This is a genomic window from Anabaena sp. CCY 9910 (assembly GCF_963920875.1).
Taxonomy (GTDB): Bacteria; Cyanobacteriota; Cyanobacteriia; order Cyanobacteriales; family Nostocaceae; genus Trichormus; species Trichormus variabilis.
The window spans coordinates 21,334-37,084 of record NZ_CAWUDJ010000010.1; the positions used below are offsets into that span (position 1 = coordinate 21,334).

Annotated in this window: 12 protein-coding genes; 5 read left to right on the forward strand and 7 right to left on the reverse strand. The window is 40.6% G+C overall.

Annotated features, from left to right (window positions below):
* Positions 1-154: 154 nt before the first annotated feature.
* Positions 155-1,453 (reverse strand): inorganic phosphate transporter, encoded by a 1,299-nt coding sequence (locus ACM5QX_RS10235; protein ID WP_414753424.1) that lies wholly within the window; start codon positions 1,451-1,453, stop codon positions 155-157.
* 77 nt (positions 1,454-1,530) lie between these two features.
* On the reverse strand, positions 1,531-2,589 hold the full coding sequence (locus ACM5QX_RS10240; RefSeq protein ID WP_414753507.1) for a zinc-dependent dehydrogenase: 1,059 nt from the start codon (positions 2,587-2,589) through the stop codon (positions 1,531-1,533).
* A 227-nt stretch (positions 2,590-2,816) separates the two neighbouring features.
* Between ACM5QX_RS10240 and ACM5QX_RS10245 the strand changes: the two genes are divergently transcribed.
* Positions 2,817-4,271, forward strand: a complete 1,455-nt coding sequence (locus ACM5QX_RS10245; protein WP_414753508.1) for a protein kinase domain-containing protein — start codon at positions 2,817-2,819, stop codon at positions 4,269-4,271.
* A gap of 9 nt (positions 4,272-4,280) precedes the next feature.
* Here ACM5QX_RS10245 and ACM5QX_RS10250 read toward each other — a convergent pair whose 3' ends face one another.
* Positions 4,281-5,318: a site-2 protease family protein gene (locus ACM5QX_RS10250; protein WP_414753425.1), complete on the reverse strand. Its 1,038-nt coding sequence runs from the start codon at positions 5,316-5,318 to the stop codon at positions 4,281-4,283.
* A 205-nt stretch (positions 5,319-5,523) separates the two neighbouring features.
* Here ACM5QX_RS10250 and ACM5QX_RS10255 point away from each other — a divergent pair, with 205 nt between their 5' ends.
* The gene (locus ACM5QX_RS10255) at positions 5,524-7,311 is read left to right on the forward strand and encodes an FAD-dependent oxidoreductase (protein WP_414753426.1); all 1,788 of its coding nucleotides are present in this window, start codon (positions 5,524-5,526) and stop codon (positions 7,309-7,311) included.
* Between the two features lie 85 nt (positions 7,312-7,396).
* Positions 7,397-7,630, forward strand: a complete 234-nt coding sequence (gene patX / locus ACM5QX_RS10260) for a heterocyst-inhibiting protein PatX (protein ID WP_011317043.1) — start codon at positions 7,397-7,399, stop codon at positions 7,628-7,630.
* Between the two features lie 426 nt (positions 7,631-8,056).
* Here patX and ACM5QX_RS10265 read toward each other — a convergent pair whose 3' ends face one another.
* The gene (locus ACM5QX_RS10265; protein ID WP_414753427.1) at positions 8,057-9,112 is read right to left on the reverse strand and encodes a class I SAM-dependent methyltransferase; all 1,056 of its coding nucleotides are present in this window, start codon (positions 9,110-9,112) and stop codon (positions 8,057-8,059) included.
* Between the two features lie 255 nt (positions 9,113-9,367).
* Here ACM5QX_RS10265 and ACM5QX_RS10270 point away from each other — a divergent pair, with 255 nt between their 5' ends.
* A complete protein-coding gene (locus ACM5QX_RS10270) occupies positions 9,368-9,571 on the forward strand; it encodes a hypothetical protein (protein WP_010996485.1) in 204 nt (67 codons plus the stop codon).
* Between the two features lie 162 nt (positions 9,572-9,733).
* On the opposite strand, the gene glnA is transcribed toward ACM5QX_RS10270, so the two are convergent.
* Entirely contained in the window at positions 9,734-11,158 is a 1,425-nt protein-coding gene (glnA, locus tag ACM5QX_RS10275; protein WP_011317041.1) for a type I glutamate--ammonia ligase, read from the reverse strand.
* Between the two features lie 359 nt (positions 11,159-11,517).
* Between glnA and apcB the strand changes: the two genes are divergently transcribed.
* Positions 11,518-12,027: an allophycocyanin subunit beta gene (apcB, locus tag ACM5QX_RS10280; RefSeq protein ID WP_011317040.1), complete on the forward strand. Its 510-nt coding sequence runs from the start codon at positions 11,518-11,520 to the stop codon at positions 12,025-12,027.
* Positions 12,028-12,521: 494 nt separating this feature from the next.
* Here the strand turns inward: apcB and ACM5QX_RS10285 are convergent, their stop codons facing one another.
* On the reverse strand, positions 12,522-14,306 hold the full coding sequence (locus ACM5QX_RS10285; RefSeq protein ID WP_414753428.1) for a M61 family metallopeptidase: 1,785 nt from the start codon (positions 14,304-14,306) through the stop codon (positions 12,522-12,524).
* 568 nt (positions 14,307-14,874) lie between these two features.
* A complete protein-coding gene (locus tag ACM5QX_RS10290; RefSeq protein WP_011317038.1) occupies positions 14,875-15,558 on the reverse strand; it encodes a Crp/Fnr family transcriptional regulator in 684 nt (227 codons plus the stop codon).
* Positions 15,559-15,751 lie beyond the last annotated feature (193 nt).

A 15,751-nucleotide genomic window follows, 5' to 3' on the forward strand; every position in this document is an offset into this window, starting at 1 on the left:
TAGTATATGAGACTAAATATTTAATTTCTGAAATATACGTAGTAGGGTGGGCAATGCCCACCTTATCATGGTTGTAGTAGGCTACAGATACTTAGATATTTTCCATAATCAAATCGGATTCCGATATTTAACTCATATCTCTGAACATTTTCCATTAAAAAGAGAAAATCCGAGCAATGCTAAAGATGGCAGCACTCAGGACTGCACTTACGGGTACTGTCACTAGCCAAGCGGTAGCAATACCTTGGAGAGTTTGGAATTTAACTGAATTGAGACTCTGCACTAGTCCTATACCCACTACGCCACCCACAAGGGCGTGAGATGTGGAGACAGGTAAACCCATGCGGGATGCAAGTAAGATAGTGGTGGCGGTTGCTAGTTCCGCACAAAATCCACTACTGGGTTGTAAGGCAATAATTTTTTCGCCGATTGTGGCAATAACTTTTTCACCCCAAACAGCTAAACCACCAACAATCCCCACACCACCCAGAACTAAAATCCACAAGGGAACGGTGATCCCATCACTAGGGACTTGACCTGTTTGATTGATATAAACGATCGCCGCCAAAGGAGCGATCGCATTGCCCACATCATTAGAACCATGTGCAAAGGCGACAAAGCAAGCACTCAGGACTTGGAAGCGGGCGAATATACTTTCGATGGGATTGGGGGCTGGGGATTGGGGATTGGGGATTTTTCCCCCTGCTCCCTGCCCCCTGCCCCCTGCCTCTTCTAGCTGTCGCCAACTGATTAGCGTTAGTGCTACTGCGGCGAATGCACCTGTGATGATTGGGATATCGTGGGGGGGGATGTTGACACCGAATTGGTTGACGAAGAAATTGGTTAGGGGTTGAGTGAGAGAAGGGAGGACAATTACACCAAATACTCCTAGAAGAACTGCACTTAACCAGGGAATCCACTCTTTTAGTTGGGATATTTGGTTTGGTTGTTCTAAAATCCAGTGTTTAATTTGACTATAGAATAAAGCGGCGATCGCTCCACTAATCACTGGGGTGAAAATCCAACCGATAGTAATTAGTCCAATGGATGACCAATCAATGGCATTTACTCCCAAAGCCACCCAACTAAATCCGGCGATCGCACCTACAACTGCATGAGAAGAAGATACAGGTAAACCACGGGAGGTGGCTATTTGCAACCATACACCACAGGAAATAAGGACGGTCATCATCCCAATCACTAAAACTTGGGGTGTGGCTGCAAATAAGTTAGGGTTTGCAACCTTCGTTGCTAGGGTTTCTGTTACTTCATGTCCAAACAAGACAGCGCCAGTAAACTCCAACACCCCAGCGATAATTATTGCTTGCTTGAGAGTTATTGCTTTGGAACCGACAGAGGTTCCCATTGCATTAGCGACATCGTTAGCCCCTAGATTCCCAGCTACATAAAAGGCTAGTAGGGCAACTAAAAGTAATGTGATTGGTATTTCCATATTGACAAAGGGGCAAAAGATAGAACAACACAGACATGGGACAGAGGGAAAAATCCCCAGTCCCCAGTCCCCAGTCCCTAATCCCCAATTTTCGGATAAATCAGAATTTTATAAGTTTCTGGTGTGGGGGCGATCGCTTGATCTACTGCGGCTGATAAATCTTTTAGGGGATAGCGATCGCTAATTAATGCTTGCACGTCAATACGGCGATTGAAAACGATATCAGCCGAGAGATTTTGGAGGCGATAGGATGAACTGTAACTGCCCATCAGGTCGATTTCTCGACGGTAGAGAATATTTGGGTTAATGGGAATTTCCAATTCATCAGGAAATTCAGCGAAAAATAAAATTTTGCCGCCTTTTCTCGTACATTCTAGGGCTTGAAAGAAAGCCTTTTCACTGGGGACAGCCAGTAAGGTGACATCTACACCTAGTCCATTGGTGAGGGCGTGAATTTTCGCAGGTAAATCGGGATCACGGGCATCAAATGCGGCTTCTGCGCCGACATTGAGGGCTTTTTCTATTCTTGATGGTAGCAAGTCGGTGGCGATCGCTTTTGCTCCGAAATATTTCACCAACATCACAAACATTAAACCAATCGGCCCTGCACCAGTTACTAGAACAGTCTGTCCTGGGGCAATCTGGGCTTTTTTAACTGCTTTTAAACAGCAGTTGGTTGGTTCAACAAAACTTGCTTCTTCAAAGCTGATCCCGTCAGGAATCGGAATTAAGCCGCCATTCTCTACAATATGACCAGGAACCTTAACATACTCTGCAAAGCCACCGCCACTGGCATTAAATCCGGCTGTGGTGGAGATGTTTTTATAAACATCACACATGGAAAAATTTTCATTCATACAATATGCACAGCGCATACAAGGAATGTGGTGCATAACTGCTACCCGTTGTCCTACTTGCCAACCTTGTACTTGCGAACCCACTGCGGCTATATTCCCGGCTGTTTCATGACCAAATATACGCGGCGGTTCATAAAGTGGATAACGAATTTTTTTAATATCTGACTGACATAAACCGACTACTTGCACCTGTACCAGCACTTCATCTGGTTCCAGCGTCGGTAGGGGGATCTCTTCATAAGAGAGTTGATTTACACCTCGAAATACCTGTGCTTTCACGTTGGTTTCCACTGCTCAACGTTACTAGATTTAACATTAGTCGTCCAAGTTCAGCTACAAGGTTTCAGATTTATCAGACAAAACATTACGCACAAAATCTGGTACTTCTCTACCTAGCAAGTCCAGTAGTTCTGTAAAACTCATTGCTTGGCATATGTAATAGTGAGGTTAAAATACAGACAATCTTCTGTGCGATGGGCTACGCACTACCGGAGGTAATCGCCTGTATGTTGGGTCAGTTATTAGACGGACGCTATAAAATCACTCAAGTCTTAGGTGCTGGTGGTTTCGGTAAAACTTACATCGCCGAAGACATTAAACTGTACAATAACCTTTGTGTCGTCAAGCAACTCCAACCGATGGCCAATGATCCCATGACTTTACAAGTCGCTAGGCGTTTATTTGCATCGGAAGCAGAGTTATTACATAAATTAGGAACCCACGACCAAATTCCCCAACTACTGGCACACTTTGAAGAACATCAAGAGTTTTTTCTGGTTCAACAGTTCATTGATGGACATCCTCTTAGTGATGAACTGACTCCAGGAAAGCGATTGAGTGAGCCTTATACTATCGCTCTGTTAAAAAATATCCTCCAACCCTTAGCTTTTGTTCATCAAAATAACGTCATTCACAGGGATATCAAACCACCTAATCTGATTCGCCGTAAAATTGATGGCAAAGTTGTGCTAATTGACTTTGGGGCAGTAAAACAGATCGGTACTCAGGTGGTGAATGGTGAAGGTGTAACTAAAATGACCGTGAGTATTGGTACTGCTGGCTATATGCCTAGTGAACAAAGTCGTGGTAGTCCTCGATTAAGCAGTGATGTCTATGCCGTGGGAATGATTGGTATTCAAGCTTTAACAGGGTTGATGCCTCATCAGTTGCAAGAAGATATCCAAACGGCAGAAATTATTTGGCGTGAATTAGTCCAGGTAAGCCCAAGTTTAGCAGATGTATTAGATCGGATGGTACGTTATGACTTTCGCCAACGCTACCAGTCAGCAGTCGAGGCTTTAGCGGCGGTGCAGAACTTGGGAAATGCTTATGCACCAACGCAAACATCTCCATCACCTGAATCTAAGCCGACTTTACCTGTAAAAAATCATGGTAATACCCCGCAAGTTGCTGAACCTCCTCTATATTCTCCACCACCCGCAGTCCCAGCCCAGTATCGTCAAGAAATCCCACAGAAGTTGATAGCTTCCCCTCCTCCTATCACGGCCAAATCGCCAGTAGGTATAGGTTTCTATTTACAATGGGTGCTAGTTAATGTCGTTGGTTTAGTTGGTGGCGGCATTGTGGGGGCGATCGCTTATGAAATTTTCGAGCCACTTGGTACAATTCTCAGTAGCCAAGCCGTAGCCATCACAATAGCATTGACCATCGGCTTCATGCAGGTATTAGTTTTACGGCGGTTAATTCCTGTATCGGAAAAGCAGTGGGTATTAGGAACTACACTAGGCGTTTGTATTTCTGTTCTCGTGTGTGGCGATTATCCTGAATATTCCTTACTGTGGATCGGGCCGATAGTGGGAAGTATCCAATGGTTTATCCTCAAGCTATATGTTAAACAAGCTGGTTGGTGGATTTTAGTTAATACCCTATTTGGTTGGGTAGGCGGAGTTATTTCCGGTGCAGTATTAGTTTTGTTATTAAAAAATCTCAAAAATGTGTGATTTTTAATCTTAATAATTAATTTCTTGCTTAATTCTCATCAAAATTAGATGAGCAGCATTAATTTGTTCAGCCTTATTTAACCAATCTTTGACCTGATCATCATTACCTAAATAATAATCCGCTTTAGCGATGTAGCAACAACTAACTGCTATATCAATTGCCTCATTACCTGCTGCTGTTAAAGGTAAAAGCATTTCTTTACCTTCATTATATCTACCTAACTCAACCAGAATAGCTCCCCTAGTTCCTTGAATAGTCTTGATATCACTCGCTAATTCCATCGCTTGCACCGACCAATTATTAGCTTTATCTAGATATTTTTTGTCTCCGTGATTAATAACTATAGAGGCTAATATATCAATAATATAAAGCTTATCTCTTGTAAGAATATCCGGATAATCTAAAATTGGTTCTAATAAATCAATCACTTGCGAAAAATTGTGTTTATTAAATTCCGCCTGAGCCTTATACAATATTTGTAATGTTATCAGACTATTGTTAAATAAATCCCCTGATGAATGTTGCGTGTTTGTATATCTATCTAAGCCTAAAAGTTTTTGAATAAATTGCTGCTCAGTTTTAGTTAAAGCGTCAATAAATGCTTTACCATCATTTGATATCACTTTACCATACGAATCGATATCCATTGGTAACAGATTCCCAGCAAATAGAAAAAATTCTACATATACTAAAGATCCTATAATACTTAAATAACCAGGGAATTGAAGATAGGCAATATAGTAAGTATAAACTAGACTAAACAATAAACAAAAACAACAGTTTACTAAAGGCCCAGCTAAATACATCACAGCTAGCTTGTGTTTTACTTTCTCCAGCTTTAAATTAGAAGTGTAAGTAACGCCACCACTGGGGATAATTCTAAACTCAATTACAGAATTGAGAAAATGAAAATTCAATAATTTCTTACCACTACCAACTATGACTAGATAGGGCTGAAATCCCACCATTTTAGATACGATAAAATGCCCCATTTCATGACAAAAAATTGAGATATATAGCCATAAGAAAATCAACAATAATGACATTTTAATTGGTAATTAAAAATATTGGGGTATTTCAATTAATATTATCATCCTTAAAAAAAGTTTTTTTCACAGTATAAATACGAATTTTCAGATAATAAGTTAATTATTTCATCATGAGTTAATACAGGTATAACAAATCATCAAATACTTGTAAAACAAGCTCAATTTATATGTATCCTGATTACAAATACGTAAATTTCTACTTATGGTTAATCAAACTTATTTAACTGATGTTTTAGTTGTTGGTGGGGGAACCGGAGGTGTGGCGGCTGCCATTCAAGCAGCCCGTAGAGGTGCAAAAACTATTTTGGTAAGTGAGTTTCCTTGGCTAGGAGGAATGTTAACTGCAGCTGGGGTATCTGCACCAGATGGTAATGAATTAATGGCGTTTCAGACGGGATTATGGGGTGCTTTTTTACAAGAATTACAACAGCGACAACCAGGGGGATTAGATAATAGTTGGGTGAGTTTTTTTAGTTATGATCCCCGTATTGGGGCAGAAATTTTTGCTGATTGGGTACAGGAACTACCAAATCTGCACTGGATTTCTGGACAAATACCTCTGGAAGTTTTGCAACAAGGAAATTCCATCACTGGTGTCAGGTTCGCAGACTTTATAGTACAAGCCAAGATTACTATTGACGGTACAGAGTTAGGAGATTTACTAGCTTTAGCAGATATCCCTTACCGTTGGGGCTGGGAGTTGCAATCTGAATGGGAAGAACCAAGCGCCCCAAGTAGCTTTAATGAGCTAACAGCAAGATATCCTGTGCAATCGCCTACTTGGGTAGTAGTGATGCAGGACTTTGGGGAACCAGTTGCGCCAGAAATTCCCCCTGCACCTAATTATGATGCGGCGCTGTTTGCTGGAGCTTGGGAAAATTATGGTGCAGAGCAATTCTTAAATTATGGACGTTTGCCAGGAAATCTTTTCATGATTAACTGGCCGATTTGTGGTAATGACTACGGCGAAGGAGTAGGACGGATCATAGAATCAGCAGCAGCTAAGGGTGATTTTTTCCAAGAATCTCGTTGGCATAGCCAAAATTTTGCTCATTTTATCCAAAATCAGCTTGGTCGGCGTTATGGTTTGGCAGAGCAAGTGTTTCCTCATGCTTCATCGGCGTTTGCGTTACACCCATACTATCGAGAAAGTCGGCGCTTGGTGGGGCTAACTACTATTCGAGAACAGGATATTTTGCCAGTTCCTGGTGGTAAGGTAGCGTCTTTGTTTGCAGATACCATCGCTATTGGTAACTACGCCAATGACCATCACTATCCTGGGTTTGACTTGCCACTACAACCTAAATCCATCCGTTGGGGAGGACGTTGGACGGGAACACCTTTTACGATTCCCTACCGTTGTCTGGTTCCAGCCACAACAGATGGTTTGTTAGTTTGTGAAAAGAATATTTCTGTTTCCCATATTGCTAATGGGGCGACCAGATTACAACCTGTAGTTTTGGGTATCGGTCAAGCGGCGGGGATGGCGGCGGCTATGTGTGCAGATTTAGGCTGTCAACCAAGAGATTTACCTGTAAAAGCATTACAAGAGGCATTATTACAAGATAATCGCTCTCCTGTAGCTCTCATACCTTTATTTAATTTATTACCCAGTCATCCGGAATGGTTGCAATGGCAAATGTATTACCTAAAGGAGCCTCAACTCTATCCAGATAGCGGCAATTGCCCAGATTCTGTGTATCAGTACTATCACTCAGAAGCCAAACCAGTACTTACACGGGGAACTGATTCCTTCACAGGCATTTTTCAGGTTTTAAATCAGCAGGATTACAGATTCGAGATCGCTTCTCCGGCTGCTAATCTAGGACAAACTTGCCAGCTTGTAACTTTGCGATCGCATATCAATGAACAGCTACAAGCCTTGACAGATAAGCAACATTTGACGGTTTGGGGTCGTCTAAACCCTTCCGGTCATTGGTTGTTAGTAGAACATATTGAAACAATGCACACTTTTATAGGTTTTCAGTAAAAAGCACTACTTTTTTTTAGATTTTTCCGGACTCGTTATATAAAACTCAGTAGCAATAGATAAGAGAATTTACAAAGAGACTTTTATGATGCGTGCTGCTGTTCCAGTTTTAATTTCGAGTCTAGTACTTGGTTCCCTAGTTTCTGATTACCTGGGAATAGCTAATCACAATTTCGCTTTTTCTTCCTCTAATTCACAAAATATGATCTCACTAAAATCTAAACCCAAACGTAATCAACCAGAAAAACCCCAACCACATCGCGGTACTGGACGTAGAAGTCTTATAGAATCCCCCATTCATGTCCAGATTACTGTATAGCGCGTCTACGTCGGGGCTTTACCCATCACGGTTTTATGTCTAGTAGAACAATGAGTATTTGTCTTGCATTAGCAAATACAAAAACTTTTCAACACTTTTAATAGCCTCTTTAGCACAAGTACAGCAGTTATATACTGGGATGGCAAATCCAATGTAATTCATCACCTGAATTGTCAGCATCACTACTCTTGAGGCAAGATGTCATCTTTGCTTTGATTCACGGAGTACCATTCAGGTTAAGAATTCAAATACAGGGCATCTATCTACAATTTCCATCAGCTTTACCTACCTGTGAGATGGCCTAGAGTTGACTATGATGGTTTTTATCCTGCAACCTCGACCATCCCGTAATTGTGTGACAAGTTTTTGGACTCTATTCACATAGCAAATCAACCAGATAGCAATCTGCTACTATGCTTCATTGCTCTAAAATGGTTTATGAGCAATAAAATACTTGCTCATAAAGTGGACTTGCACCTCAATATTTTCAAACCCTACTTTTTCTAGGCGTTCTACTAAGTTATCAGTACTGTAATGCTTATAGTATGGCTCATGGAAAGTTTCTGGGAAATTATCCATTAGCACCGCCATTTCTGGTGAATCACTCATCTGAATAGAATCACAGATAATAAAAACTCCTCCTGGCTTTGTCACCCGGAAACATTGCTCAATTACTGTTTGACGCACAGTAGCAGGTAATTCATGGAACAGGAAAACAGAAGTCACAGCATGAAAATAATTATCTACGTAAGGCAATTCTTCCGCATTTGCTTGTAAAAGCTGTGGTAGTTCCCCAGAAATTTGGGAGAGTAATTCATTAGCCTTACGTAAATAAGCTGGCGATAAATCTACACCAAATAGTGATGCTTGCGGTAGAATCGCTCGAATCAGCTTCAAAGTCCTCCCAGTCCCACAAGCTACGTCTAAAATGCGAATCTGTCTTGGTGATACAGAATCAAATACTTTTAGCCCATCCTTGAGAGGAGACAGAATACGCCGCCGCATGGGGTCAGCTGTTCCACCAAAAAGGATTTCTACCTGTAAATCATATAAATTGGCTGACAAATCGCTCAAATAGCCATCACTTTGGTGATGAAAATTCTGTACGTAGTAGCTAGGATAACCTTCTGTCTCTATACCCGAAGAAAAATCTTGGTATTTTTTTTGTTGAACTCTTTCCCAGATTTGCGGTAAGTCTAGCCATACAAGGGGATAGTAACGGAAAAAATCTTCCCAAGGATTATCAAATAGCAAGCTTGCTGGATACACCCCTTTTTCAGCCTCCAGCCAATCTATTTCTAGTAATTGATTGAATCTATCTTGCAGTTTGGTTATAACCTCCCTGGGTATCGGTTTAGTCTGCCTCAATGTGGGATAAACTATGTCTCTTAACTGTGCGCTTAATGTTTTGTGAGCCAGGCCAAAGTAATTTTTACCCTGTTGAAGAGTTTGGTAAGTCAGCTTAGTCAAATTATTAGACATGACGATTGCTTAGGAATCCATTACTTTTAAAAATTTTATGTAAACAATTGTAACGAATAGTTCGTTTACTTGCGGAAAAAGTACTTCAAGCAATCCGTCATAGCTGCATTTAAATAGGTAGAAGCGCAATTAATAATCGCAACAATATTAAAAATTGTAACAGATACCCAATTTCGTAGCATAAGATACAGAATTTTCGCTATATTAATTATGTAAAGGGTCAAATCCAATTAATATCACTAGGAGGACTGTGGTATGTCTATTCAAGAAAAATCTCGTGCAATTATGATGCGCCAATATCAGCAAGTGAAGAATCGTCAACAATCCATGCTGATGCGTTCCGCACAAGAACTCGGTCTTCCTGCTGAAGAACTGTCCCACTATTGGAACCCAACTCAAGGAAAGATCGATCCCACCACCCGCACGATTTATGGTCGTAGTAATGCTTCGATGAGCTAAGTTTTACTCATGTTTAAGTCATGGTTGTTATTAGAGGAAGTAATTTCAACGATGAGTTACTTCCCCTAATGTACTTATACATAATTTTTACAGAAGACAAAAAACCACCCATAAGGGTGGCAAGATTTTGACTCTCAGATATAAATTGCTAACAGGTGTTAATTAAACGTCGTAATAGATAGAGAACTCATAAGGATGAGGACGCAGTTGCATCTGTTTAACTTCGTTAGCGAGTTTGTAGTCAATCCAGTTTTGGATAAAGTCTTCGGTGAATACGCCTGTATCTGTTAAGAAAGCGTGGTCGTTTTCTAGCGCTTCCAATGCTAGTTCTAAAGAACCAGGTGTGGAAGGAACTTTTGCCAATTCTTCTGGAGAAAGTTCATAGATATTTTTATCTAATGGCTCACCAGGATGAATTTTGTTCTTGATACCATCGATACCAGCGCACAGCATGGCAGCAAATGCCAAGTAGGGGTTAGAGGTAGCATCTGGACAACGGAACTCTAAACGCTTGGCTTTGGGGTTAGTGCCAGACAGAGGAATGCGGATGGAAGCAGAACGGTTTCCTTGGGAGTAAGCCAAGTTAACTGGCGCTTCATAACCAGGAACTAGACGCTTGTAGGAGTTGGTGCTGGGGTTGGTGATTGCTAAAAGTGCTGGGGCGTGCTTGAGAAGACCACCAATGTAGTACAGTCCCATTTCACTTAAGCCAGCATATTGATCACCTGCAAAGAGGGGTTTACCATCCTTCCAGATAGATTGGTGACAGTGCATACCAGAACCGTTATCACCAAAAATTGGTTTTGGCATAAAGGTGACTGTTTTGCCATATTTTTTGGCAACGTTCTTGATGACATATTTGTAAATCATCAGCCAGTCAGCAGCTTCGATTAACTTACCGAAGCGAAAACCGAGTTCACACTGACCACCAGTAGCAACTTCGTGGTGATGTTTTTCGATGGGTACGCCTAATTTAGCCATCGTCAACAGCATTTCTGTCCGGATGTCTTGGAAAGAATCTGTGGGCGAAACAGGGAAATAACCCTCTTTAAAACGTGGTTTGTAAGCCAAGTTGGGTTTATCTGCTGTACCTTCTTTACCAGAATTCCAAGCACCCTCTACGGAGTCGAGGAAGTAGTAACCTTCGTTAGCGGTTTGGGCAAAGCGGGCGCTATCGAAGATAAAAAATTCAGCTTCAGGGCCAAAGAATGCTGTATCACCAATGCCTGTGGCAACCAAGTAATCAACTGCTTTTTGAGCAATAACCCGTGGACAACGGTTGTACCATTCTCCTGTACGTGGTTCTTTGATGCTACAAACAATACTTAGGGTTGGTACTTCCATGAATGGGTCGATCCAAGCAGTGTTAGGATCGAGAACCATTGTCATGTCTGACTCGTTGATTGCTTTCCAACCCCGGATGCTGGAACCGTCAAAAGGTACGCCATCGGTGAAGGAGCTTTCATCGATTTGGTTTTGATACAAGGTGAGGTGTTGCCAAGTACCTACGGTGTCGATGAACTTGAGGTCAATCAGCTCAATTTTTTCATCTTGAATTCTCTTCAAGACTTCTTGTGAGGTTGTCATTGTTACTCCTTCTCTGCCAATTTCTTAAATTCAAACCAGAATCTGCCAAAGCATCTAAACCCTACTGAGCGGAACAAAGTTGATGACACACCTGAAATATCCTAGATTCTAAACATTAGATGGTTTTGTAGTCTTTGTTACAGAACGTCTGGATTACAGGTAATATTAACCTTTCTTTCGACATCTGCACAAAAGGGAGAAAGTTAATCTCATAGGGGTCAACTTTGGCATAAAATCCTTAAGTAACAGATAGATTGTTTTTGTGCCGAATCTATTTTTAATAGCACAAAAATTTACTGGTGCGTAGTGCAACCAAATTAATATCAAACCATAGATAGCAAAGATTGGGAGAAGAAGGAATGCGCGATGCAGTAACAAGCTTAATTAAGAATTATGACGTAGCTGGTCGGTATTTTGACCGAAATGCGATCGATACCCTCAAAGATTATTTTGACAGTGGTACGGCTCGTGTCCAAGCAGCCGCCGCGATTAACTCCAACGCAGCTGCACTGGTCAAGCAAGCAGGTTCTAAGTTGTTTGAAGAGCTGCCAGAGTTAATTCGCCCTGGTGGGAATGCCTACACAACTCGTCGTCTAGCGGCTTGTTTACGGGATATGGATTACTACTTGCGCTACGCTACTTATGCGCTGGTTGCTGGTAATACCAATGTTTTAGATGAGCGGGTGCTGCAAGGCTTGCGGGAAACGTACAATTCTTTGGGTGTACCCATTGGCCCTACAGTTCGCGGTGTACAAATTCTCAAGGATTTGGTCAAGGAACAAGTTGCAAGTACAGGTATTGCCAACGCTGCTTTTGTTGAGGAGCCATTTGACCACATTACTCGTGAATTAAGCGAGCGGGATGTTTAAGAAGGCAGGGGGCAAAAGGCAGGAGGTATGATTTACAATCTGTTTTTTGTCTAGTTTTCGTTGTCTGGTTGATTTTCAATATCAAGAAACTGATTTCAAACAACGCACTTTGGCTGTATTGACAAGGTGCGTTTACTTTTTTAAGTATTACGTAATATCTTTTGAGTATAAATTTAGGTAAACAAAGATATAGCTCTAGCTAAAATAAAACCCTGACAATAAAAGGCTTCCCGGTCTGTCAACAGTCAACTATCAACAGCTATAAATTAAACATAAAAATTTACTCTAGATTTTACGTAAATTAAATTGTGTAAAGTTTAGTAAAAAGTTATAAATAATATTTCCATTAATGAAATTTAAAATGAATCTGTAAAGGGGATGAGGGAGAGTTATCTGCCATAACTTGACTAATCTCCCTCACTTGTATAGGTTGTTTCTTTCCGCACCTGACTGTGAACTACAGGGAACACAAAAGAGTTATTCGTCTGTGGTTATCAACTAACAGTAGAGATGGCAGCACCCAACCAAGCAGCAAAGTTTTCTTGCTGCGTCGCGTTAGGATTCTGTATCGCCAGTAGCTGATACTTGGTAGGACGTGGTGTTCCTAGCGTTACAGGATAGGTACGCAGCTCATCTTGGTGAAAAACTGTTACCTGGATAGTATCATTGGCTTGATAGTCTTTAAGGCGATCGCTCAATTGATGGGCTGTGATTTTGATGCCTGCAATAGCCAACAACTCATCACCTGCGTCAATTCCTGCCATTTGCGCAGGCGAACCAGCCTCGACAAATTTGATCATCTCCCGACCATTTTCCGTGTTTACTTTCACCCCTAAGTAAGGTTCTTCTTCTCTCTCTGCTACCAAATGCAAGCCAAACGGTTCTAAGTACTGATTGAAGGGCAATTCTTCTGTGCCATCAATATAGCGTGCGAAGAAATCAGTCAAATCGACTCCAGCAACTGATTCGATCACCACCTGTAATTCTTCTGGAGTATAGCCAATTTCAGCTTGACCAAATTTTTGCCACATTTGACGCATCACATCATCAAGCGATCGCTGATTACGATACCGCGCTCTAATCAGCAAATCTAGTAGCAAAGATATCATTTCCCCCTTCAAATAATAGGAGACTTGCGAATTACCAGTATTTGTATCTGGGCGATAAAGTTTAATCCAAGCATCGAAACTCGACTCAGAAAGTGTTTGTACTTTCCGCCCTGGTGTCGTAAGTAACCTGCTGATCTCTTTACTCCAATAATTTAAATAAGTCTTAGCATCATAAATGCCTGCTCGTAAAGGAATTAGTAGATCGTAATAACTGGTAGTTCCTTCGCAGAACCACAGAGATGGTGTGTAATTTTCTTGGTCGTAGTTAAATACCTCTAAGGCTTGGGGACGAATTCGCTTAACATTCCATAGATGGAAGAACTCATGAGCTAGTAATTGAATAAAGCGTTCATACTTATCTTGGGAGCGAAAGCCAAAACGCTGATAAATCAAAGAGCAGCTATTTTTATGCTCCAAACCACCGTATGCTTGAGCAAATAAATGCAGCAAAAAGACGTATCGCTCATAAGGCAATCCGCCAAACATCTGCGCTTCTACCTGGATAATTTTTTGGGTATCGCTAATCAGCTGCTGTACTTGACAATTTCCTTGTCCCCAGATTGCCAATTCATGAGGTTTTCCTAACACCTCAAACTGATATAACTGGTGTTCACCAATCTCAAAAGGACTATCTACAAGGGTATCAAAATCAGCAGCATAAAAAGTATTAGATTGCTCACCAATTGTAGGTAAAGGAGTAGTTACCCGCCATTGGGGATACGGTGGTATGACAGTCACACAAATTGGTAAGTTTTCCCATCCTGGTAGTCTAAAAAACAATGCTGCCCCATTGAAATAACCGTGGGTAGCATCTAAATGATTTGTCCGCACTGATAGTTCGTTTGCAAAAATGCGGTAACGCACCGTTACTTCTGACACATCACCTTTATTGATTTGCCAGTGGTTTTTACTGATTTTCCGCCAAGGTAAAATCTTATCTCCTGCAAAAGCAGTAAAATCTTGTAAATTCTTGGCGTACTCTCGCACCAAATATGATCCTGGTGTCCACACCGGCATTCTTAAGTCAAGAATTGGTGATGAATAGTTTACGATTTGCAAACTCACCTCAAATAGATGCGTCTCTGGTTGGGGCATTGCCACCAAATAATTAATCGTCGGCACGGTGTCCTGAACGCCAATATCGATACGAGGTGCTGTCGCTTCAGTCATCTGTAGTTAAGAGTGATAGTTCTGAGTCAAAAGTCAATCCATACATAGTTAATAGTTAATAGTTACTGGTCAATAGTCAATAGTTAAGCAATGCAGACTCAGTATTTAGAGGTGCATTAATGCTATGAGCTATGACACGGGCAACATTACTCAGTGTACTAAAAGAAAAGTCTCTATAGCTTGCAATTGCTGGACTTTACGCTTTTAGCGCAGACTTGCTACAGCATTAAAAATACATTTTTCAGAGGTTATTTATCAAATAAACATGACATTCAATTATGTTACGTTAAACTTCGTTAACGTATACTCAAAATTTAATATTTACATAATAATTCAGTAAGCAGAAGCCGGAATACTTTTTTCTAAGATCCAATACCTAAACCCTTTTTGCACCTTAGTTATATCAGTATGTCAAAATAACATAGTATCCATTAAACCACATTTACAAGTATAAATACGCTTGTATTGTTCGTTTAATATGCTTACATGAAGACGTTAGTTCTCTAATATCAGGTGTTTTAGTGCTGAGGACAAACTATAAAAAACAGTTTGAACAACAATGTTTTTATTAGACTTTTCCAGCTAAATTCAGCAGTTGTTTGAAATTGATCAAATAGATAATATTATTAGCACTGTCAATTTTTATCCACCCTTTATCGTGCAATTTATCCATAATTTTGCTAGTTTCTTCAACACCGATTTCTGTAACTTCTGCTAAGTCCTTAAAAGGAATATTAAAAATTTCCCTACCTTGTTCTGATTCTTGACCATAGCTCTCACCCAAACTAACTAAGGTATGGGCTAATTTCACAGCAGGTGGTGAAGAACGGATTTGTAAACGTTGGTTAATTTGTCGTAATCGTCGCACCATTAATTGCAGCATTCTATGATGCAATTGCGGGTCTTTAAATAAAATTTGAATAAAACGTTCTCTAGAAATACTGAGTAACTTAACTGGTGAAAGAGCAATTACATCTGTTGAGCGGGGAGATTCATCTAAAATCGCCATTTCTCCAAAAAAATCACCCCTTCCTAAAATTGCTAAAGCTACAGAATCATCCCCGCAGGTACGCCGGACTTTTACCCATCCAGAGACAACGAAATAAACGGCATTACCCCAGGCATCTTCCATTAAAACCGCTCTGCCAGTGGGATATTCATGATCAATTGCAATATTGAGTAGCCATTCTAAGGTTTGTGGAGTGGCTGTACTCAATAAGGGGAAAATATCACTAAAAACCTCAGTTTGCATGAAATATCTACTAAAAATGAACTTGTTATTTGAGAATTAAGCCATCTACTATAAGTTTTAACGTCGAAATATAGCAATAGATGAGAAAGAAATTAGTGGGAGTTTAAAAGTCATTTCTCAGAACACAGAATCTATATTAAACAAGCCGCCATAGTAATTTCGTTTTGGTCATAAGTAATAATAACTATAGATT

Excerpts from the sequence above, each read along its gene's own strand:
- ACM5QX_RS10235 (WP_414753424.1), bottom strand. The coding sequence starts at position 1,453 with ATGGAAATACCAATCACATTACTTTTAGTTGCCCTACTAGCCTTTTAT.
- ACM5QX_RS10245 (WP_414753508.1), top strand. The coding sequence starts at position 2,817 with ATGTTGGGTCAGTTATTAGACGGACGCTATAAAATCACTCAAGTCTTA.
- ACM5QX_RS10250 (WP_414753425.1), bottom strand. The coding sequence starts at position 5,318 with ATGTCATTATTGTTGATTTTCTTATGGCTATATATCTCAATTTTTTGT.
- ACM5QX_RS10255 (WP_414753426.1), top strand. The coding sequence starts at position 5,524 with ATGGTTAATCAAACTTATTTAACTGATGTTTTAGTTGTTGGTGGGGGA.
- patX (WP_011317043.1), top strand. The coding sequence starts at position 7,397 with ATGATGCGTGCTGCTGTTCCAGTTTTAATTTCGAGTCTAGTACTTGGT.
- ACM5QX_RS10265 (WP_414753427.1), bottom strand. The coding sequence starts at position 9,112 with ATGTCTAATAATTTGACTAAGCTGACTTACCAAACTCTTCAACAGGGT.
- ACM5QX_RS10270 (WP_010996485.1), top strand. The coding sequence starts at position 9,368 with ATGTCTATTCAAGAAAAATCTCGTGCAATTATGATGCGCCAATATCAG.
- glnA (WP_011317041.1), bottom strand. The coding sequence starts at position 11,158 with ATGACAACCTCACAAGAAGTCTTGAAGAGAATTCAAGATGAAAAAATT.
- apcB (WP_011317040.1), top strand. The coding sequence starts at position 11,518 with ATGCGCGATGCAGTAACAAGCTTAATTAAGAATTATGACGTAGCTGGT.
- ACM5QX_RS10285 (WP_414753428.1), bottom strand. The coding sequence starts at position 14,306 with ATGACTGAAGCGACAGCACCTCGTATCGATATTGGCGTTCAGGACACC.
- ACM5QX_RS10290 (WP_011317038.1), bottom strand. The coding sequence starts at position 15,558 with ATGCAAACTGAGGTTTTTAGTGATATTTTCCCCTTATTGAGTACAGCC.